General features: G+C 64.9%; 15 protein-coding genes and 1 pseudogene. 7 read left to right on the top strand and 9 right to left on the bottom strand.

Annotated features, from left to right (window positions below; translation table 11 throughout):
- Positions 1 to 76 precede the first annotated feature (76 nt).
- From OZ10_RS01030 to OZ10_RS00995, 7 genes are all read right to left on the bottom strand, one after another.
- Complete coding sequence (locus OZ10_RS01030) at positions 77 to 1,273, bottom strand: type III PLP-dependent enzyme (RefSeq protein ID WP_039405606.1); 1,197 nt, start codon at positions 1,271 to 1,273, stop codon at positions 77 to 79.
- Positions 1,270 to 3,039, bottom strand: coding sequence for an IucA/IucC family protein (locus OZ10_RS01025; protein WP_039405610.1), 1,770 nt, complete (start codon positions 3,037 to 3,039; stop codon positions 1,270 to 1,272). The genes OZ10_RS01030 and OZ10_RS01025 overlap by 4 nt, the downstream gene beginning before the upstream one ends.
- A complete protein-coding gene (locus OZ10_RS01020) occupies positions 3,017 to 4,189 on the bottom strand; it encodes an MFS transporter (protein ID WP_039405612.1) in 1,173 nt (390 codons plus the stop codon). The genes OZ10_RS01025 and OZ10_RS01020 overlap by 23 nt, the downstream gene beginning before the upstream one ends.
- A complete protein-coding gene (locus OZ10_RS01015; protein WP_039405615.1) occupies positions 4,186 to 5,979 on the bottom strand; it encodes an IucA/IucC family protein in 1,794 nt (597 codons plus the stop codon). Before OZ10_RS01015 ends, OZ10_RS01020 begins: the two co-directional genes overlap by 4 nt.
- The gene (locus OZ10_RS01010) at positions 5,976 to 7,202 is read right to left on the bottom strand and encodes an ATP-grasp domain-containing protein (RefSeq protein WP_039563703.1); all 1,227 of its coding nucleotides are present in this window, start codon (positions 7,200 to 7,202) and stop codon (positions 5,976 to 5,978) included. Before OZ10_RS01010 ends, OZ10_RS01015 begins: the two co-directional genes overlap by 4 nt.
- 354 nt (positions 7,203 to 7,556) lie before the next feature.
- Complete coding sequence (locus OZ10_RS01000; RefSeq protein ID WP_039563702.1) at positions 7,557 to 9,692, bottom strand: TonB-dependent receptor family protein; 2,136 nt, start codon at positions 9,690 to 9,692, stop codon at positions 7,557 to 7,559.
- Positions 9,693 to 10,454 carry an HpcH/HpaI aldolase family protein gene (locus OZ10_RS00995; protein ID WP_039405625.1) on the bottom strand — a complete coding sequence of 254 codons (762 nt, stop codon included), beginning with the start codon at positions 10,452 to 10,454 and terminating at the stop codon, positions 9,693 to 9,695.
- A 335-nt stretch (positions 10,455 to 10,789) separates the two neighbouring features.
- Between OZ10_RS00995 and OZ10_RS23095 the strand changes: the two genes are divergently transcribed.
- From OZ10_RS23095 to OZ10_RS00975, 6 genes and pseudogenes are all read left to right on the top strand, one after another.
- Positions 10,790 to 10,990, top strand: a complete 201-nt coding sequence (locus tag OZ10_RS23095; protein WP_236726933.1) for a hypothetical protein — start codon at positions 10,790 to 10,792, stop codon at positions 10,988 to 10,990.
- 872 nt (positions 10,991 to 11,862) lie between these two features.
- Positions 11,863 to 12,441, top strand: a complete 579-nt coding sequence (locus tag OZ10_RS20830; RefSeq protein ID WP_081419207.1) for a hypothetical protein — start codon at positions 11,863 to 11,865, stop codon at positions 12,439 to 12,441.
- Positions 12,438 to 13,124, top strand: a pseudogene (locus OZ10_RS00985) (Tle-like phospholipase domain-containing protein); the annotation flags it as partial. The gene OZ10_RS20830 and the pseudogene OZ10_RS00985, both read left to right, overlap by 4 nt.
- A gap of 159 nt (positions 13,125 to 13,283) precedes the next feature.
- A complete protein-coding gene (locus OZ10_RS20475) occupies positions 13,284 to 13,862 on the top strand; it encodes a hypothetical protein (RefSeq protein ID WP_068835605.1) in 579 nt (192 codons plus the stop codon).
- The gene (locus tag OZ10_RS00980; protein ID WP_039563701.1) at positions 13,859 to 15,172 is read left to right on the top strand and encodes a DUF6792 domain-containing protein; all 1,314 of its coding nucleotides are present in this window, start codon (positions 13,859 to 13,861) and stop codon (positions 15,170 to 15,172) included. Before OZ10_RS20475 ends, OZ10_RS00980 begins: the two co-directional genes overlap by 4 nt.
- 29 nt (positions 15,173 to 15,201) lie before the next feature.
- Positions 15,202 to 15,771 (top strand): hypothetical protein, encoded by a 570-nt coding sequence (locus tag OZ10_RS00975; protein ID WP_039405629.1) that lies wholly within the window; start codon positions 15,202 to 15,204, stop codon positions 15,769 to 15,771.
- A 157-nt stretch (positions 15,772 to 15,928) separates the two neighbouring features.
- Here OZ10_RS00975 and ybaL read toward each other — a convergent pair whose 3' ends face one another.
- Entirely contained in the window at positions 15,929 to 17,626 is a 1,698-nt protein-coding gene (gene ybaL, locus OZ10_RS00970; protein WP_039405630.1) for a YbaL family putative K(+) efflux transporter, read from the bottom strand.
- A 684-nt stretch (positions 17,627 to 18,310) separates the two neighbouring features.
- On the opposite strand from ybaL, the gene OZ10_RS00960 reads away from it, so the two are divergent.
- Positions 18,311 to 19,504: a cytochrome P450 gene (locus tag OZ10_RS00960; protein ID WP_039405633.1), complete on the top strand. Its 1,194-nt coding sequence runs from the start codon at positions 18,311 to 18,313 to the stop codon at positions 19,502 to 19,504.
- 141 nt (positions 19,505 to 19,645) lie between these two features.
- Here OZ10_RS00960 and OZ10_RS00955 read toward each other — a convergent pair whose 3' ends face one another.
- On the bottom strand, positions 19,646 to 22,045 hold the full coding sequence (locus OZ10_RS00955) for a TonB-dependent receptor plug domain-containing protein (protein ID WP_039563699.1): 2,400 nt from the start codon (positions 22,043 to 22,045) through the stop codon (positions 19,646 to 19,648).
- Positions 22,046 to 22,132: the final 87 nt, after the last annotated feature.

Genomic DNA, 22,132 nt, shown 5'->3' with positions numbered 1-22,132 from the left:
TTGGAACTCCGGGCAGCATGCAAGGTGGACCCAGTGCGACGTGCGTTCGTATGGCGGGCATCGTGTGCGGTCCCCATCAACCCGCCACCGGCAAAAACAGCTGCTGCGGTGGCGGGTGCATCAGGAACTGCTGGTGCGAAATATTCCAGGCGTAGGCGCCGGCCAGCGGAAAGGCCAGGCAGTCGCCGGGGGCCAGTGCGGCAACGGGTTGGTTGCGGGCCAGTACGTCCTTGGGCGTGCAGAGCTGGCCGACCAGGGTGACTGCGGTGTCGCTGATGACCGGCGGGTGCACCCCGCGCAGCACGCGGACCGGGTGGTCGTGCGCCTGCGCGGCAGGCGTGCGGAAGTGATGGGTGCCGCCGCGCGCGATTGCAAACCAGGCGCCGTGGCTGCGCTTGAGGTCGAGCACTTCCATCAGGTACCAGCCGCAACTGGCGCTGACATAGCGGCCCGGCTCCAGGCGCAGGCGCACCGCATCGCCGTGCTCGCGCAACAACGCCGGCAGCCCCGCGCAGAAGCCGGCCCAGTCGAATGAGGCCTGCGGCGTCAGGTAGTCCACGCCGAAGCCGCCGCCCGCGTTCACCCTGAGCGGCCCGAGACCGTAGGCATGTCGCCACTGCTGCACGGTGCGCAGGTAGGCGGCGATCAGGTGCAGCTGCGCGCCGGCATCGCGCTGATGCGACATCAGGTGAAAATGAAACCCTTCCAGGCGCAGCGCCGACGTTGCGCGCAGCAGCTGCATGGCGGTGTCCAGGTCCTGCGGGTCGAGACCGAAGGGCGAGGGCTGCCCGCCCATCATCAGGCGTGTGCTCTTGGCGCCGGGCACGGCGATGTTCATGCGCAGGAACACCGGCACGCAGCGGCCGGCAGCCGCGGCGATGGCCGCCAGGCGCTGCAGCTCGCCGAGACTCTCCACGTGCACGCTGCAGTCGGGCAGGGCCACCGCCTGGGCGAGTTCGCTGTCGAGTTTGCCGGGCCCGCCGAACAGCAGCGCTGCCTGTGGTTGCTGTGCATGCAGCCAGGCCAGTTCGCCACCGGATGCGGCCTCGAAGCCGTCCACATGCGGCGCGAGCGTGCGCAGGATCGGTGGCTCTGCATTGGCCTTGGCCGCGTAGAACAGCTCGCACGGTGCCGGTAGCTGCGCGCGCATCCACGCCGCATGCGCGTGCAGTGCGGCCAGATCGTAGACATACGCGCAGACCGGGCCATCGCTGCGGGCGCGCAGTTGCGGCAACGCAGCGATGACGCGGCCCGTGTCGATCTGCAGGCTCACGCCGCCACCTGCCGTGCGCGGACGAGCGGCGCGATGGGATTGGGCAGGGCGGTGTAGTCGGATTGACGGTCGGCGCGTTGCAACAGACGGGTGCCGAGATTGTTCTTGCCCGGCAGCGGCGCGCCGTCGATCAACCCCTGCAGCGCGGGCTGTGCGCCGTGGCGCTGCTGCCAACGCACGGCAATCTCGCCCACGCAGTGCCACAGCTGCGCTTCCAGCGTGCCGTCGCCCTCGGTCAGATGGAAGATGGCCTCGGCCAGGTTGTTGACCAGGGCGCAGTAGGCCACGCGGTTCCAGCCTTGTTCGGGCGTGTAATACAGCGATTGCCGCGCGCGCTCGCCGACGCCGTGCAGCCGTGTCGGTGGCCAGTGGTGGGCAAGCAGCTTGGTGCCTTCCAGGTCGCGAATCCACACCCGCGTCGGCCACCCGTCGGCAAACCCGATCACGGTGTTCTGCAGATGCGGCTCCAGGGCGATGCCGTGCTGGAATAACGCGCTCCACACGCCGTCCAGCAACACGCTGGCATAGGCGCCGAACCAGCGCCGTGTGGCGGTGCGGCGATCCATCGGCGTACGGCTCAGCGCCTGCAGCTGCCGGGCGCAGACGCTATTGCCCTGCGCATCGCAGGTAAACAACGCTGCCGCCACCTGTGGCTGCCAGTGCGCGCGCTGCGCGGCGGGGATGGTCTTGCGGTACAGGATGCCGAAGCTCTCCGACAGGTTGCGTGCGGCGTGCGGGTCGGCGTCGTACAACGCGCGATCGACCTGCGCCACATCCAGCGAAGTTGCCGCCGGCTCCAGCATCACATCGAAGCCGGGCACCTGCGCGGCCAACGCTTGCCAGCTCGGCGCCAGCAGCGCGGTGAGGGCGACCGCACTTTCCAGTTCGTACCAGGCGTTCTTGCGCACGCAATTGGTCAGTCGCACATGCACCGAGCACTTGAGGAAGTACTCCAGCGCCGGGTGATACAGCGTGCGCACCGACGAGGTGGGGCGCAGTGCAGCGCCACGCAGGCCGACCGGTGCGATGAGGCCGCGCGATTGCAGCGTGCGCAGCAAGGGGTCGTCCAGCAGGCGTTGCGCCTCCCACGGGTGGCAGGGATACAGCGCCGGGTCGCCGGACAGTTGCGTCAAGCTGGCACGCACGTCCTGGCCCTGCACGCGCAGCAGGCGCGGGTCGATGCGGAACCAGAACAACTGGAACTGCGCGCGCGCTTCCGGGGCGCAGGCCAGCACCTGCTCCAGCGCGATGCCTTCGCGGCTTTTGGGCGTGGGATGCAGCGCATGCCCCCACAGCATCGATTGCTCCGCATCGATCATGGCCTCGCCGCTGGCCGCGCTGTGCTGGGCCTGCCGCAACAACGCCGCGGTGACCGCCACGCTGTTGGCGCTTTGTGCCAGCAGCTCCGGATTCACCGCCTGCCTGCTGCCCAGCGATTGCAGCAGGCAGCGTGCCAGGGCGTGCGCATCCAGGCTCTGCCACGGCTGGCCAGCGCTCTTGAGAAACGGCGTGGACGCAAACCGGCAGCGGCCCAGCCGGTCGGCATAGGCAATGCGCACGCACAGCGTGCCGGCGGCGCCCAGCGCGATGCGCAGCCAGCGCTGTTCGGCCACCCGCGGGCCGGGGCGATCCAGCCCGCGGTAATCGAAATCGGCGGCATGTTGCGGGATGGCGAACTCGCGCAGGTAGCAGTTCAACCAGCAACTGCAGGCCTGGGCGTCGGCCATGCTGTCGTACCAGGGGTCATGCATCGTGTGCAGCGACATCGGCAGATCTCCTCGAAGGAAAGCGCACCAGGACGGTGAGCGCAGCAGCGGCGGCCGCCAGCGCGGCGGCCAGGAAAGGGCTGGCCGGGCCGGCGGCTTGGGCCAGCGCACCGGCGCCGGCGCCGGCGGCCACGCCGGCCCACTTGCCGCAGGCATCGAACCGGCCGAACAGGCGCCCGGCGCCGTGGCCGCTGGCGACCAGGGCCAGGCTGCGGTTGAGCCCACGCAGGCCGAGCAACATGCCAAGCCCGAACAGCAGCCGCGCCGCCACCAGCGCGATGGCGTCGTGCAGCAGCGCCTGCCACAGGCAGGCAAGCGCAAATAGCAACAGCCCGGGCATCAGCCATGCGTGGCCATCGCCGCGCCGCCACCACGGCAGCACGACCAGGTACACCAGGTGCGGCAGGCTGTAGAGCAGGCCGGCGAGCGCATCGTGGCCGGCGCCACGCGCGAGTGCGTAGGGAATGAAATACGGGAAGGTCACCACCATCGCGAAACAGAACAGGAACTGCGCCAGCAGCAGCGCAGGCCACGACGCTGGAGTGGCCTGCAATGGCGCCGGACCCGACGCGGCGATTGGTGCGGCCACTGGCCGTGGAGCCGGGTGATCCGCCGGCAACCGCCAGGTCAGTGCGAATGCGATCAGCGGCAGCAGCGCGAGCGCGCGGTACAGCGATTGCGCCGGGCCCAAGGCAAGGGCCAGCCCCAGCAGTGCGGGTGCGCTCACCATCGCCAGCCGTGCCGAATACTGGGTCCAGTCCAGTGCGCGCGCCAACGGGCCGGCCTGCGGCTGGCTGGCCAGATAGGCGTTGGCCGCGGCCAGCGAGCCGCCGCAGCCGCCCTGCACGACCAGGCCAACCACCAGCCAGGTCAGCGATGGTGCGAAGCCGGCGATGGCAAACCCCAGCGCCAGCCCCAGCTGCGCGCGCAGCAACGAACGCTTGCGCCCGTAGCGGTCGGCCAGCCGCCCCCAGGTGCCGGCCGTCAACGCGGTGCACAGCGTCGGCAGCACGTACAGCACGCCGCTCCAGCCCACCGCCGCGCCCGGTGCCAGTTCGGCCAGCACCTGCGGCAGGAACAGCGGCATGCCCAGGGCGGTGAAGGCGGCCAGATAGTGCGCTGCCAGCACCGGGCCGAGAATGCGCTTCATCGCCCACCACCGGCCTGATGGCGCGGCTGTTGCGCAAACGCAGTGCCGAACGGATTGGGCGCGCTGTTGCCGTAGAACTTGTTGATGTCGCTCGCCCCGGTGAGCTGCTTGCTGAGCAGGCTGCCGGCACTGAGCAGGTACTTCACCGGCAACCGGGGCATGGCGAGCAGGTCACGCGCGGGCGCGGTATCGATGCCTTCGGCGTGCAGGTGTTCAAGCGTCCGCGCGAGTTGCGCCTGCAGCTGCGCCGCCAGCGGCGCGCGCAGCGCCGGCTGCCACTCTGCCAGGCCTTCCAGCACCGCCTGCAGATCCAGCTGCAGCACGATGGTGCAGAACATCTGCGCCAGCGCCTGCGCATCGTCCACCGCAATCCGCGCATCGTGCAGCGGGCCCAGTGTGTCGATGTCCGGCAATCGGGCGCGCAGTTGCGGCATGGCGATCCGCGCGGCGTCGTTGTCCTTCATCAGCAGGCGGGTGCGTTGGCCGTGGGCATACACCAGCACGCTGTTCTGCTGATTGGCTTCCAATGCAATGCCGTAGCGCAGCCACAGCCGCAGATGCACCGCAAGCAGCAACTCGGTGTAGTCGCGCCACCAGGCCTGCACGTCGCCGTGGGCAAACTGCTCGGCCAGGTGGATCGCCATTGGCCGGCCATCGGGCAGCCACGCGCACAGCGCGGCCACCGGCACCAGCGTGGCGTCATCCAGGGGCGGATACCGCCGCACCAGATAGGCCAGGTGCCGGGTCTGGCCCACGTGCCCGCCATGCGACTCGTCCACGAACACGCACCGGCCCCGCAGGGCGCTATCGTGCGCATCGATGCGACGCAACGCGCGCTCCAGCCAGTGCCCGTCGTACAGCGTGGACGGTTTGATCAGACGCAGGTTCAGTGCGCCCAGCGTCCGCATCGGGATCGGCAGCTTGAGGTGCAGGTGCGGCTGCTGCACTGGCACCAGCGTGCGCACCGACAGGGTGGGGCGCACCTGCAGCCATGCCCGCGGTGCACGCACCGCACCGGCCGGAAGCTCGAAGCCGGGCTGTTCCAGTCGCTCCCATACCAGCGGATGTACCGGCCAGGCCAGGTGGGTGTGCGCAAGCGCCGGCGGCAGGCCGAGCGTGGCCAGGTCCGGCCACAGCGCGGCCGGCGGCGTGCTGGTGCAGCTGGCCAGTGCATGCGGGATCGCCAGCCAGCGCAGCGCGAAGGTCGGCGCAAACTCCGGCGCGTAGTCGCGCAACTCCGATGCTTCCAGCCCGGCCTTGGCGCGCGCGGTGGGATAGAACGGGTGGTCGCGGTAGCTGGCCAGCTGGTCGCAACGGTAGGCACGTTCGGCCGGGTCTGCGTGCTGCAGGGCGGTGGCCAGCGCCGGTGCCTGCGCGTCATAGGCCTGGCGTGCCAGGCCGCGGTGTGCAGCGGCGCAGTCAGCCTCGTCGGCATAGGCGCGGTGCAGCTGCAAGGTCTGCGCATCGAGCTCGGCGCCCATGCGCTGCAGCCAGGCCCGCGCGCCCTGTTCGAGCTGCGCAGCGTCGGCCGTCTGCACCACCCAGCGATCGCTGCAGGCGCTGAAGTCCTGCAGCACGCCGCCGTGGTGGATCGGCAGCCACAACGTGCCGCCGGGCAGATGCGTGATGCGCCACCAACCGTCCACCGGGCCGGGGTCGGGCCACTGCGCCAGCACGCCCGGGTCGGGCGTGGCCGCCCGGCCGCGGCTGACGATTCCGCGCAGATCCTCACGCAGGCAGGCGTCGATGATGCGGGTGGCGATGTAGCGCTGGTCGTCGGCGCGGCTCATGCGTGCACCTGCGCGGTGTCGATGCGCCAGTGCAGACCCGCCTCGGCCTGCACCACCGCCTGCTCCAGCGCCTGCGCATCGCTGGCCACCGCACTCAGCACGCCCAGGTAATCCTTGTTGGAGTGGCTCAGCTGGATGCGTTCGCCCGGTGCGCGCATGCGCCGGTACTGCACGTCGCTGTGCGCGTCGCGATGGCGGCGGTCTTCGCTGGCGGTGACCAGCTCGCCTTCCGTTTCGGCCACGTAGTAACGCAGCAGGGCATGCGCACGCTCGCTGCGCAGCTGCGGCAGCGGTTGGCCCAGATGCGGCGCCAGCGCAGCGGCGAACCAGTGCCCGCCGAACATGCCGTCGAGCAGGAATTCGCGGCGGTCGCCGATGCTGCGGTAGTTGATTTCCACCAGCACCGGGCCCTGGTCGGTGAGGATGAATTCGCTATGGCACAGGCCGAAGTTGACGCCGAAGGCACGCAGTTGCTGCAGTGCCTGCGCAACGACGGCGGTATCGACCCGGGCATCCCACTGCGCTTCGCACTCGACAAAATGCGGTGGCGGCGACAGGCGCACCCTGAACCCGCCGATGGCCTGCAGCGTCTGCCCGTCGCCCAGCGTTTCCAGCGTGAACAATGGCCCCTGCAACATGCCTTCCAGCAGCACGGTGCGCTGCGGGTGGCGCTGCCAGAGCTCGTCGAGATAGTCCTGCAGGTGGGTGGCATCGGCGCAATGGCGCACATCCAGGCTGGCCACGCCTTCGCGCGGTTTGGCCACCACCGGCCACGGGATCTCGTCCGGTGGCGCGGCGCCGGGCGCCAGGGTGCAGAACCACGGCGAGGGCAGGCCGCGTGCACGCAGGCGCTGCCGCATCGCGGCCTTGTTCTTGGCCGCGTAGCAGACCTGCCAATCCTTGCCCGGCAACCCCAGGCCTGCCGCAACCAGCGCCGTGCTGGTCTGCAGATGATCGCTGTTGCTGAAGACCGCGCGTGGTCGCAGTGCGGCGTCGTGCAGCACATCCAGCACGCCGAGCGGATTGAACACGTCGCATTCGATCACCCGCTGCGGCGCATGCGTGGGGTGGTCGCGGAAATAGGCCAGGTGATCGAGCCGATGGTCGGTCAGCAGCCACACCGGAATGCCTTGCGCGTGCGCGGCCGGCAAAAAGCCATCGGTGATGGCCGGGTGGCAGACATGGGTGAGGATCACCAGGGGGGCGTCGGGTACAGCATTCATGGCAGCTCTCGTTCGACAGGGCGGTGGGGAAACCGATAGGGAAACGGGCTGCCTGGCGCCGCGAACGGGCGTTGGGTGGCCTGCGATCCAGCGATCGCACTGCCGCATGCTGCGGCGCTGATGCGTGCCTCATGCACGCCATGTGGTGGGCGATGGCGATGGCGTGAGCGCCATGGCCATCGTGGTCGACCACTGCCCCTGTACAGTGGTCGCGTCGTGCCGCTGCGGGTGGCTGCAGCGACGCAGATCAAGCGATGCCGACATCGGCCAGCTGTGCGTGCCGGTGCAGAACCGCAACGCGTCTTACGCCGCGTGCGCCTTGCTGCGGCCAGCACCGCGCACCGGGCGCAATCGTTAGAACGTGTACTCCAGGCCGGCAGTCACGGTGCGGCCGGGCGCGGCCTGACGGCCCCACGGGCTGGTGTCCACGCCACGGAACCAGTACTGCCGGTCGAACAGATTGTTGATCGCCAGCGAGGCGCTGAATTTCTGCCCATCGCGTTCGAACAAGGTATGGCTGACCTGCGTGTTCCACACCATGTACGCCGGCAGCTGGCCCACCGAGGCGATGGCGTTTTCCTGCACGGTGTTGGCGGCATCGCTGAAGGCCTTGCTGAAGTAGTACCCCGACAGCGCGACAGTGGTATGACCGAGCGCGTAGGTGCCGCCCCAGGTGATCTGATTGCGTGAGGTAAACGGCACGCGCAAGCCACGGAATGGCCCTGATTCCTGGCTGGCATCCAGATATGCATAGCCGGCGTTGAGGGTGAGCGCGCGCAGGTTCTCGGGGCTCCATTGCAGTTCCACCTCGCCCCCTTGGTGGCGGGTCTTGCCCAGATTGCGGAACACGCGGGTGGTGTTGTCCAGCTGGATCTGCTGATCGAAGTCGATCAGGTAGGCGCCGACCTGGATGCGAGTACGGTCGTTGGGCTGATAGCGCGTACCGGCTTCGTAATTCCACGCCAACTCGGCATCGAGATTGTTGCCGAAGATGATCTGGGTGACCTGTGGTGCGCGCATCGAACGTTGCCCGTCCGCATACAGGAACCACTGTTCATTGGCCTGGAAACCCACCGTCAGCCCCGGCAGCACGTCGCGGGTCTGGTTGAGCGTGCTCACGCCGGTGGCGCGGTTGAAATAGCGCGAATCCAGGCGCTCGTAGCGCAGGCCGGGCGTGATGGTCAGGCGCTCGTCCGGCAGGGTAATGGCATTGCTGACGTACGCCGCTAGGGCGCGGTCTTCGAACTGCCAGTCGCGCACCGTGGTGAACAGGCCATCGCGCAGCCGCAGGTTGCCGACCAGGAAATCGATGTCCTCACGCACCGCACGCACGCCGGCGGTCCATTGCTGCCGCACGCCGCCGGCACTGCCCATGCTCCAGCTCAGGCGCGGCTCGCTGCCCACCACGCGGAAGTCGCGCGGTGCGGTCTGGCGCAGTTGCGGCGGCAGGTCCGACCGCCAGGTTTCGGTGGCGGCCTGGCGCATGCCGACGATGAAGTTGCGGCTGCTGCGCGCGCTGAAGTTGGTCCAGTCCAGGCGCACGTCCTGCAGCGGGCCCCAGTCGCCCAGCAGTTGCTCATAGCTCAACGACGCGCGCGTGGTGCGGCCGTTGAAGGTGTCCAGCGGGCGCGTGGCCTGGCGCGGGTCGCGGCGATAATCGGCCGGGCTCAGGGCACCGGCCAGATCCATGTCCACCAGGTAGCGCTGCACGCTGGCCTTGAGCAACTTGGTGTCGTCCAGCCACCATTCCGCACGCACGCGCAGATTGCTGATGTCGGTGTCGCTATGCGCACGCCAATAATCGCCGTAGGTGCGATTGGCATCGACCTGCATGCCGAAATTGTCGCTGAGGTAGCCGCCGCTGCTGAGCGCGCTGTCCTGCAGGAACTGGCCCTGGCCGCCGGCGGTGACCTTGTGCGCCAGCGTGGTGCTCCAGTCGCTGGGAATCTCCTTGCTGACCAGATTGATCACGCCGCCCACGTTGTTCGGCCCGTATTGCACCGCCGCGCCGCCGCGCACGATGTCGATGCGGTCGATCTGATTCAGCCCCACCGGAAACAGCGACAGGCTGGTTTGCCCGTACGGCGCCAGTGCCAGCGGGATGCCGTCTTCCAGCACCTGCACGCGGCCGCTGCGGCTTTCGTACAGGCCGCGCAGCATGAGCTGCGGCAATGCGCCGGTGCCGGTTTCGTCGAAGATCTTGATGCCCGGCACGCGCTGCAGGGCATCGTCCAACGACCGGTTGCCGCCATTGCGCAGCTGCTCGCGGTCGATCACCTGGCGGCTGCCCGCATAGCGTTGCACGTCGTCGGGTTTGGAGCGGCCGAGCAGGCTGCCCTGCACCTGGATCGCGTCCAACGCACGGATCGGCGTCTCGCCATCGAGGCCGGCGGCATCGGGCGTATCGGTGGCGAACGCCGACGGCGACACACTCAAGGTGAGCGCGACCATGACGGCAGTGGTCAGGGTGTGGAAACGGAACGTCGACATCTACGGCGTGCTCCTGCAGGCGGGTAGGGAGGCGGGCGCGTCGAACGTGGCCAGATGGCCGCGCAACGCGCGCTGGATCAGGGCGCGATCTTCGCCGGCCAGCAGCCAGCGCAGATCCGGTTGTTGCAGCCAGTGCGCGCGTTGCGCGTCGGTGCGCGGGTTGGGGCAGAACGGCACGCCGGCCGCGCGGCAGTGCGCCTGCAGTTGCAGCAGCAACTCCCACACCTGCGCATGGGTCGGTTGCGGACCCAGGCCCAGATCCAGCGCCAGATCCAGCGCGCCTTCCATCACCAGCGCCAGGCCGGGCACGGCAAGAATGTCGGGCAATGCGGCTACGCCAGCGGCGCTTTCGATCATCGGCACAATGCGGATGTCGCGGTTGGCCTGGGCGATATAGGTCGGCAGGTCGGTGTTGCCGAAGCCGGTGACGCGACCGCCGGTGATGCCACGCCGGCCCAGCGGCGGAAAGCGCGCGGCGGCGACCGCGCAGGCCATCTGCTGCGCCGATTCGGCACGCGGCACCACGATGCCGCGCGCGCCGGCATCCAGCACGCGGCCGATCAGTTTTTCGTCCACCTCCGGCACCCGCACCCAGGCTTCGCAGCCGGAGAGCTCACACGCGCGGATGGCATGTTCCAGTTGCTCCGGCGCACGCAGCACATGCTCCAGATCGAGCACCGCGAATCCATAACCGATGCAGCCCAGCAGCTCGCACAGCTGCACGCTGGGCAACGCATTGAGAAGGCCGACTGCATGCGCCATGGTAGAGGCCGCCAAGGAAACGGGCGCTCATCCTGCGCTTGATGGGAATGATTATCAAGTGTGTCTTTCGGTCTTTTTGGGTAACCAGGAGAGGTGGCTCGACTCGTTGGACTGAATTTGGAGATAGGCATCGATACCGGTGCAGCTATGTCGCCCGATTCGAGTAGCAGTACTGGCGTTGCGCCAGTAGAAATATTGTTGCTGTCCAGGAAAGGACGTAGCCTTGTAGAAACAGGGCGTTTATCGGCCAACTACACGATATATCCCACTTCAGTCGCGCTGCTATGCATTTCCCTGGCGACTTTACTGTGCGCCTGCGAGCAGAGGAGGCCGCCATGCAATCCAAGGACGTGCAGGCCCGCGACGCTGACGTCAATCCGATCTATCGAAGGAACCCGTATCCAAAGCAGGCCTATCGGGTAACCATAACCATCGAGGATGCGCCAGGACCATTCGGTTTCGTGGATGGCGCGGCTTTTTATCAGATGACTAATCATACGCTGTGCACCCCGATTGAGCCGATTGCCGGGGTCTAGTCCAAGCAAAAAGAAGATAGTGTTCCTGCAGTCTTTAAAAAAATCGACGCCACGGCCTATGAAACGGCGATTTTTTTAGAGGGCATGATTGAGGCAGATTATATGGAAAGGGCGTGTGCCATTGGGAGTTGATGGGTGTTGGCATCTCTTTAAAGGCAAGTGGCAAGAAAGAGGAGACGAATTGTTTGCCGAGTCTGGAAAAAAATTAGGTTGTCAGTTCAGGCGAAAAGACGACTTATTTTGGAGGGGACTACCCGCGAGACGAGTTGGAAGACTTTCCAGATGCTGGGGAAGGCGATCCTGCTGAATTCAAGGATGAGTTGCGTGGAGAGTTGTTTAAGGTGACTCTGTCTGCCAGGAAGGATGTGCCATGATCCTAACTGACCGAGATTACGCAGCGCTCGCAGATTCTTACGGGCGGACTGATGTGGTGAGATGAAATAATCATGTGGTTTAAATTTGTGAGTATCCATGCCGGCGTCTTGGGTGCATGGACTACCTTCTCGGGTATCAACGGGTCACCTGCCAGAAAGTGAACAACGGCGAAGTATTCGGTGCGTCTGATCTCGAAGCTTTCCTAGGGGAGTGTTTACGCCGACGGCGGCATACTGTTTAGGCGGCATAGCCCCTATGCTGAATATGTCATCGAGCTGATGCAACGGGCAACGGAGTTGGCGGAGCGTCAAGAAAGCGCGATGGGCTGGCGGCTGGATTGCGTTTCCGATGAATCCTGTTGAGGTGGTTATAAAAACGGCGTAGGCTCAGCTATCAAGCGTTTATTGGCCGAACCAATCGTGTATCGAACCCCCGCCGCACTGCTATGCATCTCCTTGGCCGCATTGCTGTGCGCTTGCGGAGCAAAGGAGATCCCCATGCAATCCAAGGATGTGCAGGCCCGTGACGCTGACGGCGATCCGATCTACCGGAGGAACCCGCGCCCTACGCAGGCCTATCGGATCACCATGACCATCGAAAATGCACCAGGACCGTTTGGGTCAGTGTCAGGTACAGCCTTTTACGACATGGCAAATCGCGATGAATGTGCGCCGTTAGATCCCTCTTTGGGGATGTCCACAAAGCCAAAAGAAGACGGAATTCCAATAGTTTTTCAAAGGGTAGATAGCAAGACATACGTTGCGATCGTTTATCCGGATGGGATGTTGGATGCGGATTATTATGGGAGGGGGATTTGCCATTGGGATTTTGGCGGGGTAGGCGTTTCACTCAAGGCGACCGGTAAGCGGGGTGAGACAAACTTCATGCCAGGTCTGGACAAGAAGAATTTTTTTGCTTCTAAACCAGTGTCTGCTTTTTTTTGGTCTGGTGGGTATCCTGAGGAGGATGTGGCTGACTACCCGGATACAGGGCTTCCTAGTGCTGAAGCATTTAAGGAGGAGCTGCGCGACAACCTATTCAAGGTCACCATACAATCTGTAAAGGAATCGCCATGAGTTTTAACAGTCAGCAATATGCGGCGCTTGCTCGCGATGTTTACGATGGGCCGCGCGCGACTGGAGAAAGAAGTCCGGTTATCGATATTGGTGGGGTTCCTTACCAGCGGCTAATGTATGTGGACCGTGCAAGTGGTTATCAAGGTATTATTTACCAAAGAAAGGATACTCGCGAAATAGTCGTCGCACACCGCGGTACCGAGCCTGATAGACAGCTCTTGAAAGATGGCGCTTATGCTGATGGCAGCATGGTGGTGAAGCGTCATAATCCCCAGGTCGACGACGCCATCGAGCTGACACAACGGGCGATCGAGCTGGCAGAGCGTCTAGCGAAGCGCGATGGGCATAAGCCCGAAGTCACTGTCACCGGGCATTCCCTTGGCGGCGGACTGACTCAGGTCGCGGCGCACCATTTCGGGTTGAAAGGACAGACATTCAACGCCTACGGAGCGACGAGCCTGGATCGGCGAATTCCCGAGGGTGGTAACGAGGTAATCAATCACGTAATGGCCGGCGATGCGGTCAGCGCCGCCAGCCGGCATTACGGGCGCGTGGAGATATACGCTACGCCGCAAGAGATCGCCACGCTGAAGCGTGCTGATTACGCCAACGATAATGAGGTGTTGGATGCGCGCATTCCGTTATCAATCGCGTTCATGCTGGGCGATGGTTGCCGGCTGAATTGAATATCTGACGAATCTTGTTGAGACTGCTATAAAAACGGCGTAGCCTCGGGTATCAAGCATCTATTGGCCGAATCAATCGTGTATCGCACCTCCACCGCACTGCTACGCATCTCCCTGGCCACATTGCTGTGCGCTTGCGGAGCAAAGGAGACTACCATGCAATCCAAGGATATGCAGGCCCGCGACGCTGATGGCGATCCTATCTATCGGAAGAATCCGCACCCTAAGCAGGCCTATCGGATCACGATGACGATTGAGAATGCGCCAGGGCCGTTCGGGGCTGTGTCAGCTAAAGCGTTCTACGACATGAAGAATCGTGATCAGTGCGCGCCATTCGATGCTTCATTGGGGATGTCGACAAAGCCAAAAGAACACGCGTTACCTGTTGCTTTTCAGAGGATCAACAACACGGCTTACACGGCATTGATTTATATGGATGGCATGGTCGATGCTGACTACTACGGCAAGGGAGTCTGTTACTGGGAACTTGGAGGTCTCGGTGTTTCCCTGAAGGCGACTGGTAGTAGGGCGGAAACAGCTTTCGCGCCTAGTCTAGAAAAAAAATACTTTGATGAACTTAAGCAAAAAATAACGTTTTTTTGGTCAGGCGGGTATCCCAGGAGTAAGTTGGAAGATTATGTGGATTTTGGCGAAGAGTCTGCTGAAAGATACGCAGAGCCAAATCGAAGTAATTTATTTCTTATAACTCTCAAAGCGGAGAGGGCGGCCCCATGAGCCTCACTAGCCAGCAGTATGCGGCACTGACCCGCGATGGCTACGACAAGCCTGAAGATACCGGAGAGCGAAGCGCTGTTGTAAATATCGGCGGTCTACTTGTCCAACGTTTGCAATACGTGGACAAGCCGTCAGGCTACCAGGGCGTCATCTACGAAAGAGCCGATACCAGGGAAATAGTGGTTGTCCACCGAGGAAGCGAGTTTGATCGTCAGCCCTTACTGGACGGTGCACTGGCCGACGGTGGGATGGTCGCGACTCGCCACAATGCGCAGGTAGTAGACGCTATCGCGTTTACACAGGGCGCCTTGAAGTATGCAGAACAAAAACATGGCAGTACCGGTCTACCAATGCCCGATGTGACGGTTGCAGGCCACTCGCTCGGTGGCAATTTGGCACAAGTTACTGCGCATCACTTCGGCCTTAAGGGGCAGACCTTCGACGCCTACGGCGCGGTCAGTCTGGATCGGCGGATACCGGAAGGCGGCAGCGATGTAATCAATCATGTCATGGCCGGCGATGCAGTCAGCGCCGCAAGCCGCCATTACGGCCAAGTCAAGGTCTATGCCACACCGCAGGAAATTGCTGTCCTAAAGGCCGCGGACTACGCCAACGACCGCAGTGCGTTGGACTCGCGTGATCCGCTTTCGGCGGCTGTCAGGTTGGGTGAATCGCATCGCATGCATAACTTCCTGCCAGTCGATGGGGCTGGCAAAGCGGACACCTCCGTCTTGGAAGACCCTTCAAACCAGAAGCTTGCTCGGCAGTACTCACCAACGATCGAGAAGTATCGCGGCGACGTGGAAGCGCTTCGGTCAGGCCTGACGTTGTACTCGCGCGGAATCCCTGGGCTGGCCCGCAATGGGGTCGATCACCTGCGTGGTCCGGTGGAGCCTGGGGCCGGGCGCCGGGAAATGGATGCACCCAGCTGGCAGCAGCAGATGCAGCAGTTTCAGCAGGACCGCGAGCGCAGCCATGCGCCGCAGGGGTGGCAGGTGCCGCTCAAGCAGGATGCGCAGGATGCCCGTGTGGCAGCGCAGACACACGGTAGGTTGCCGACAGCGCACGACGACCCAAGCGCATTTCTCGACCGCATGTTGGCCGCCGCACAGAACGGCGACCGTGATCAGTTCCGTCAGATGACTCAGACCCTGGCCAACGAACCGCCCGGCCGCGGCTTGCGCGCCGAGGCGGTCGAGGCGGTAAACCAGCAGGAACAACAGGCGGCCCAGCAGGCGATGCAGGCACAGCGGCAACAGGCCGAGTCGCAACAGCAGGAAACCATGCGCGTCGGTGCGCGCAGCCTGTAATCGTCATCACCAGGAAGGCAGGACGCACGATGAGCACACACGACCCGATGGAGCTGGCCAGCAAGACCGCTGCCTTGATGGAACAGTTCGAGCGCCGATGTGCCGAATTGGAGCAACTGCAACGCCGTCTTGCGCAGCAGTTGGAGCAGGTGGCGCAGTCGCTGCCAAACGTAGTGACGCGTTCGGCCGAACAAACGCTACAACGCGTGCCCGACACGTTGATTCGAAGCATCCAGCAGGGGTTGGACCAACCTGTCGCCGGGTTCGAAAAGCGGCTACAGCAAGCGGGTGGTTTGATCGGCGAAGGCGCGCAGTCGCTGTCTGATCAACTCAAGCGTATCGAACGCGGGCAGCGCTTGCTGCTCTGGAAAGGCGCGGCAGTTGTCCTGGGGAGTCTGCTGGTGTTGCTGGTAGGCGGCGGATGGTTACTGAGCCAGTATCGCCAGGAGATCCGCGACAATCAGTTGCGTGCGGAGCTGCTGCGCGCCTACAACGCCGCAGACGTAGTGCTATGCGGCGACCGGTTATGCGCCAATGTGGAGACCAAAGGTGCCGCTTACGGCGACCGTCGTCAGTATCGACCGGTCAAAGCCCGCTGATGTCGGCGTCGACTGCGGTCTTGCCTATCGCCTTGCAAGGCGTTGCGCAAACGCTCTGCAAAAAGTAGCTACAACATACTCCATCGCCGACGCCTTGCTTCATGCGCATCAGTTGGTCTAGCGATGAACTAGACGCTACCGAAACAAGCCGCCGGCGTCACGACGCCGGCACATTCAACGCCCGGTACGGCGGGGTGGACATCACCATCTCGGCCAGCGAATAGGCCAGTTCGCGCTCGGCCAGCACGGCACCGTCGGCGCCGTGTTCGAGCAGATGCTTGACCTCGGTGTCGCTGTGCGCGCGCGCCAGCAAGGTCAGCGACGGATTGATTGCGCGCAGCTTGGCCAGCGCTTCGCCGGCTTCCAGTGGCTGCGGGATGGCCAGGATCGCGATCTTGGCGTGCTCGGGGCGGGCCTCGGCCAGCACCCGATCCGCTGCCGCGCTGCCCCGGATGCCGGGAATTCCCGCTGCATGCGCCTTGGCCACGTGGTCGCCGTTGTCGTCGATCACCAGCACCGGCACGCCGCGGCTGCGTAGCAGCTGCGCCAGCGCGCTGCCGACGCGGCCGTAGCCGATCACGATGGCATGGCCGTCGGCCGGCAACGGCGGGCCAGGCGGCAGCTCCGGTTGCGCCGTGGCCGGTGCGTCCTGCGCCTGCTTGGCCTGCCAACGGTCCAGCCATGAGAACAGGAACGGGTTGGCCACGATCGACAACAGCGCGCCGGCCAGGATCAGATCGCGCCCGGTCTCCGGCAGGATCGCCAGCTGCACACCGAGCCCGGCCAGGATGAAAGAGAACTCGCCGATCTGCGCCAGGCTGGTGGAAATGGTCAGCGCGGTGCCGGTCGGGTGGCCGAAGGCGCGCACGATCAGGAATGCCGCCAGCGACTTGCCCACGGTGATGGTCAGGAACGTGGCCAGCACCTGCCAGGGGTGGGCGATGAGGATCATCGGGTCGAACAACATGCCCACCGACACGAAGAACAGCACCGCAAATGCGTCGCGCAACGGCAGCGAGTCGCTGGCGGCCTTGTGGCTGAGTTCGGATTCCTTGAGCAGCATGCCTGCAAAGAACGCGCCCAGCGCAAACGATACGCCGAACAGCGTGGCCGACACGAACGCCACGCCCAGCGCGATGCCGAGCACGGCCAGGGTGAACAGTTCGCGCGAACCGGTGGCCGCGACCTTTTCCAGCGACCACGGAATCACCCGGCGGCCGATCACCAGCATCGCCGCGACGAACGCCACCATCTTGAGCAGGGTCAACCCGAGCGCGGCCAGCAGCGAAGTGGACTGGCCGTCGTGCGCCGCCGCCGGCGCGCCGGTACCGAGCACATCCGCCAGTGCCGGCAACAGCACAAGCGCCAGCACCATGACCAGGTCTTCGACGATCAACCAACCCACCGCGATGCGGCCACGCTGGGTGTCCAGCAAGCGGCGTTCTTCCAGTGCGCGCAGCAGCACCACGGTGCTGGCCACCGAGAGCGCCAGGCCGAACACCAGGCCGTGGATCAGCGGCCAGCCCATGCTCCAGGCCAGCGCCCAGCCGAGCAGCGTGGCCACCACGATCTGCGCCAAGGCACCGGGCACCGCGATCCACTTCACTTCCATCAGATCTTCGAGCGAGAAGTGCAGCCCCACTCCGAACATCAGCAACATCACGCCCAGCTCGGACAGCTGGTTGGCCATGGTCTGATCGGCCACGAAGCCCGGCGTAAACGGCCCGACGCACACGCCTGCCAACAGGTAGCCGACCAGCGGCGAGAGCTTTACCTTCTGCGCGAGCGTGCCAAGGATGAAGGCGACCGCGAGGCCGACGGCGATGATGTCGATGAGGCTGGTGTCGTGATGCATTCCAATCCGTTGTGAGAGTGTCCGGGAGAACGAGGCGGGCAGGCCCAGCCAACGGCACTGCGCCGGGCGTCGCCTGCGGGCATTGCATGGTCATGGCTGAGGTCGGCGCGAGGGGAACAGGACCGCGTTGTTGATCCGGTTGGCCGGACGCCCATAGTACACAGCGCATGATTAACGCGATGCGACATGCGGCGCAGGCTGGCAACGCACCTGTGGGCATCAGGGCAATGGCAACTTTTTCGCCACGCTACGGACCCTTGCCAGGTGTACGACTGGTGGCGCAAGTCAGTGTGCGTGACGCGGCGCGGCATGACCAGGCGAGGTGCGGATGCGCAGCTGACGCGCCCGTGCACATGGTGCGGTTGCGCACACTGTTCTGCATGAGCACTGCGCTGGATGTAACAACGCACACGGTGGCGGCCGGTTGCCCGCACGCGCCCAACGCGCGCGTCGTCGCCTGCGGCCGCAAGGTGCTGCAACCGCGTATCGGGACCACGCGCTCGATCACGCAACTGCATCGCTGCAGCACATCGATTCAAGTTTGACGACAAGGCTTCGCGCCAGGGCATGGCGCACGCGCGACGGCGGCCGACAATCCGGGCGTTGCGGCGCACACGCCTCGCATCTTCCCCACGTCCACACCTTGTCGCCGCGCCCGGCGACCAGGCCCCACGAGCCCAGGCCATGCACCTTCGCGATCTCGCTACCCCACAGTTTCGCCAGGACCCTTATCCCACCTATGCGCGCCTGCGCGACGAGGGGCCGCTGGTGGAAGTGGCCGAGCGCCGGCTGATGAGCGGCCGTTACGGCGTGGTCGACAGCCTGCTCAGCGACCGACGCGTGGGCCGCGATTATCTGGAGAGCATTCGCCTGCGCTATGGCGACGATGCGCCGCAGATGCCGTTGTTCCAGGGAATGAGCCGCATGTTCCTGCTGGTCAATCCGCCGGCGCATACGCGCCTGCGCGGCCTGATGACCCAGGCCTTCAGCGCGCGGCAGATCGAGTCCATGCGCCAGGTGGCCAGCGACACCGCCGCTGCATTGATCGCCAGCTTCCACGCCAACGGCCAGTGCGATGTGCTGCAGGAGTTCGCATTCCCGCTACCGGTGCGCATCATCTGCCGCATGCTGGATATCGATGCGGCCGACGCCACCACGGTGGGGCATGCCACCAGCGCACTGGCCAAGGTGTTCGACCCGACGATGACGCCCGATGAGCTGCAGGCCACCAGTGCGGCGTACCTGCAGTTGGAGCGTTATTTCCAGGGCGTGATCGAGCAGCGCCGGAGCGCCGACGGCGATGACCTGATTTCCCGCTTCATCCGCGCAGAAGACAACGGCTGCCGCTTGAGCAACGACGAGATCGCCTCCAACGTGATCCTGCTGTTCTTCGCCGGCCACGAAACCACCTCCAACATGATCTGCAATGCGCTGGTGGCCCTGCATCGGCATCCGGATCAATTGGCATTGCTCAGGCAGAACCCCGCCCTGATGCCCAATGCGGTGCTCGAATGCCTGCGCTACGACAGCTCGGTGCAGATGGCCACACGCACGGTGCTGCAGGAGTTCGAGGTCGATGGCGTGACCCTGCACGAGGGCGCCATGGTGTACCTGATGTTGGGTGCGGCCAATCACGATCCGGCGCAGTTCACCGACCCGCATCTGCTGGACATCCGCCGGCAACAGGGCCGTGCCTTGTCCTTCGGTGGCGGCATTCACCACTGCCTGGGCAACCGGCTGGCCTTGATCGAACTGGAAGCCGCACTTGCGGCACTGCTAGAACATCTGCCGGCGTTGCGCCTGGAACAGCTCGACACGCTGACCTGGAACGACCGCTCCAACCTGCGGGGCGTGGACGCCTTGCTCGCATCCTGGTGATGCCATGGCGAGGCATGGCCGCTCGTGGCGCGCAGGCCGATGCAGGCGTCGACGCGAACAAACAGGCATCACCGCCGACCGGTGATGCCTGCACCCTGCGCCGACCGACGTGTCGGTCAGCGCAGGCGACCCGCTCGCCGATCAGAACCGGTAGGTTACCCGGCCATACCAGTAACGGCCGTTGAAACCGAACGGCGACAGCGACGAATACTGCAGGCCGCCGGCGCGGTCGTCGTAGGCGGTGGTCAGCTGCGCCTTGGTCGGGTACTGGTTGGTGAGGTTGTCCGCGCCCACGGTGAAGGTGAAGGCGTTCCAGGTCTGGCTGGCGGCCAGATTCAGCAGCCAGCGTGCGTAGTAGGTCTGGTCCTGGCTGCCATCGGCCGGGTCGCTGATGCGTTTGATCGCGCCGTAGCGGGTGGCATTGAAGTTCAGCGCAAACCCACCGATCGACCAATCCGCGGCGGCCATGTACTTGGTGCGCGGCGTGGCATCGGTGAGCAGGCCCTGGCTGGCGCGCCCGAAGTTCGGGTTGGACAGCTCCAGGATGGTGGTCTTGTTGTAGTTGGCGCTGGCACTGAGATTGAGCTTGCCGTAGCTGCCCAGGTCGGCCTGGTAGCTGTTGATCCAGTCCACGCCACGGGTGCGGCTGGTGGCGCCGTTGACGAAGAACTGCACCGCCGCCACCTGGCCGATCGGCTGCGCCAGCTGCAGCTGGTCCGAATACAGGATCTGGTCCCAGATGCGGATCTGGTAGACGTCCAGGCTGGAAGTGAAGTCCGCGGTGGGCTGCCACACGCCACCCAGGCTGTAGTTGGAGGATTTTTCCGGGCTCAGCGGGCGTGCGCCCAGGGCGACGGCAACCGGATCGGAGGTGCGGTAGGTGCCCACCTGCACCAGCTCGCCGTCCTGGATCAGGGTCACCACCGAGGCGTAGTTCTGCTGTGCCAGCGACGGCGCGCGGAAGCCGTTTGAGACGGTGGCGCGCAACGCAAACGTATCGGTGAAGGCATAGCGCGCCGACAGCTTGCCCGAGCGGGTGGAACCGGCATCGCTGTACTTCTCGTAGCGCCCGGCGATGCCGCCGGAGAGCTTGTCGGTCAGATCCGCTTCCAGGTTGGCGTAGACCGCATTGCTGTGGCGGCCGAAGCGGCCGGCCACCGACGGCTCCAGGCCGGAGAACACCTGCGCGCCACCGGGGTAGGGCGCGCCGGTGTCGGGATTGATGGTATTCGGGTCGAAGAAATACGAGTCCGGCGAGCCGGCGGTGATCTCGTAGCGGTCCTGGCGATGCTCGGCACCGAAGGCGACATTGACCGGATAGGCCAGGCCCCAGTCGAAGGACTTGTTGATGTCCAGATTGACCACGCCCTGCTCGATCTCGAAACCGCCGGAATTGAAGCGGGTCGGCGAGCTGCCGGTGGTCCAGTACAGGTTGGTGTTGATGCTGTCGAGGATGTTGAAGCTCATGTCGTTCTTGCCGTACGTGGCCGACACGTCCCAGTTCCACTCGCTGGCGGTGGTGCCCTTCAGCCCCAGCACCGCGGAGCGGTCGTTGACCGGGTTGTAGATCTGCGGCAGGAACCCGTTCGGATATACCGCCTGCACGTTGCGGCTGGTGTTGTCGAAAGCGCGGTAGTAGCCGTTGGAAGTGACTTCGCGCCGGCTCGCGCTGACATGGCCGTACAGCTCCACGTTCGGCGAGAACGCGTAGCCGAAGGCGGCCAGCCCCTGGTAGAAGGTCGAATCCGGATCGCCGTGGCGCTGGTAGGGCACGCCGCCGGGGTTGGCCGCACCGGCGATGGTGGTGGCGCGGTTGGTATTCTCGCTGCGGTTGGTGTCCATGGTGTTCTGGTAGTTCCAGGACAGCCGCACCCAGCCCGGTGCGCTATCGCCACCGGTGCCGCCGAACGGCAGGCCGATCGAGCCGTCGATGCCGTTCTGCGCACCATCGCCCTTGTCCATCAGGCCGCCGTTGATCGACACGCTGTTGCTGCCCGCATCGGCCCCGTGCTTGAGCACGATGTTGACCACGCCGGCGATGGCATCGGAGCCGTATTGCGCCGAGGCGCCGTCGCGCAGCACTTCGATGCGTGCAATCGCCGACATCGGCAGCGAGTTCAGATCCGCCGGCGCCGAGCCGCGGCCCACGTACGGGTTGTAGTTGATCAGCGAAGAGGTGTGATAGCGCTTGCCATCCACCAGCACCAGCACCGCGTCGGGCGAGAGCCCGCGCAGCGTGGCCGGGCGGGCAGCGTCGTTGCCGTCGGAAATGGCCGGGCGCGGGAAGTTCAGCGAGGGCAGCAATTTGCCCAGCGCGGTAGCGATGTCGGTGGCGCCGGTGGCCTGCAGCGATTGCTCGGTGATGATGTCGATCGGCGATTCGGATTCGGCCACGGTGCGGTCGCTGACGCGCGTGCCGGTGACGATCAGGGTGTCCAGGGTTTTCTGCGGTTCGGTCGATTGCGACTGCGCACTGGCAGCGAACGAACAGACCGTGAGTGCGACTGAAATCGCCAGCGAAAGTGCATTGGTGGTGTGCATGGGAATCTAGGCTCAAAGGGGATGATGGAAACAGCGGTGACGCGTGTGATGCAGGGGAAATGCAGCGGAGCGCGGAGGCTGGCCTGC

The organism is Xanthomonas cannabis pv. cannabis (genome assembly GCF_000802365.1).
In the GTDB taxonomy this organism is placed as follows: domain Bacteria; phylum Pseudomonadota; class Gammaproteobacteria; order Xanthomonadales; family Xanthomonadaceae; genus Xanthomonas; species Xanthomonas cannabis.
This window is presented reverse-complemented; position numbering and strand designations above follow the sequence as displayed.

Excerpts from the sequence above, each read along its gene's own strand:
- OZ10_RS01025 (WP_039405610.1), bottom strand. The coding sequence starts at position 3,039 with ATGTCGCTGCACACGATGCATGACCCCTGGTACGACAGCATGGCCGAC.
- OZ10_RS01020 (WP_039405612.1), bottom strand. The coding sequence starts at position 4,189 with ATGAAGCGCATTCTCGGCCCGGTGCTGGCAGCGCACTATCTGGCCGCC.
- OZ10_RS01015 (WP_039405615.1), bottom strand. The coding sequence starts at position 5,979 with ATGAGCCGCGCCGACGACCAGCGCTACATCGCCACCCGCATCATCGAC.
- OZ10_RS01010 (WP_039563703.1), bottom strand. The coding sequence starts at position 7,202 with ATGAATGCTGTACCCGACGCCCCCCTGGTGATCCTCACCCATGTCTGC.
- OZ10_RS01000 (WP_039563702.1), bottom strand. The coding sequence starts at position 9,692 with ATGTCGACGTTCCGTTTCCACACCCTGACCACTGCCGTCATGGTCGCG.
- OZ10_RS00995 (WP_039405625.1), bottom strand. The coding sequence starts at position 10,454 with ATGGCGCATGCAGTCGGCCTTCTCAATGCGTTGCCCAGCGTGCAGCTG.
- OZ10_RS23095 (WP_236726933.1), top strand. The coding sequence starts at position 10,790 with ATGCAATCCAAGGACGTGCAGGCCCGCGACGCTGACGTCAATCCGATC.
- OZ10_RS20830 (WP_081419207.1), top strand. The coding sequence starts at position 11,863 with ATGCAATCCAAGGATGTGCAGGCCCGTGACGCTGACGGCGATCCGATC.
- OZ10_RS20475 (WP_068835605.1), top strand. The coding sequence starts at position 13,284 with ATGCAATCCAAGGATATGCAGGCCCGCGACGCTGATGGCGATCCTATC.
- OZ10_RS00980 (WP_039563701.1), top strand. The coding sequence starts at position 13,859 with ATGAGCCTCACTAGCCAGCAGTATGCGGCACTGACCCGCGATGGCTAC.
- OZ10_RS00975 (WP_039405629.1), top strand. The coding sequence starts at position 15,202 with ATGAGCACACACGACCCGATGGAGCTGGCCAGCAAGACCGCTGCCTTG.
- ybaL (WP_039405630.1), bottom strand. The coding sequence starts at position 17,626 with ATGCATCACGACACCAGCCTCATCGACATCATCGCCGTCGGCCTCGCG.
- OZ10_RS00960 (WP_039405633.1), top strand. The coding sequence starts at position 18,311 with ATGCACCTTCGCGATCTCGCTACCCCACAGTTTCGCCAGGACCCTTAT.
- OZ10_RS00955 (WP_039563699.1), bottom strand. The coding sequence starts at position 22,045 with ATGCACACCACCAATGCACTTTCGCTGGCGATTTCAGTCGCACTCACG.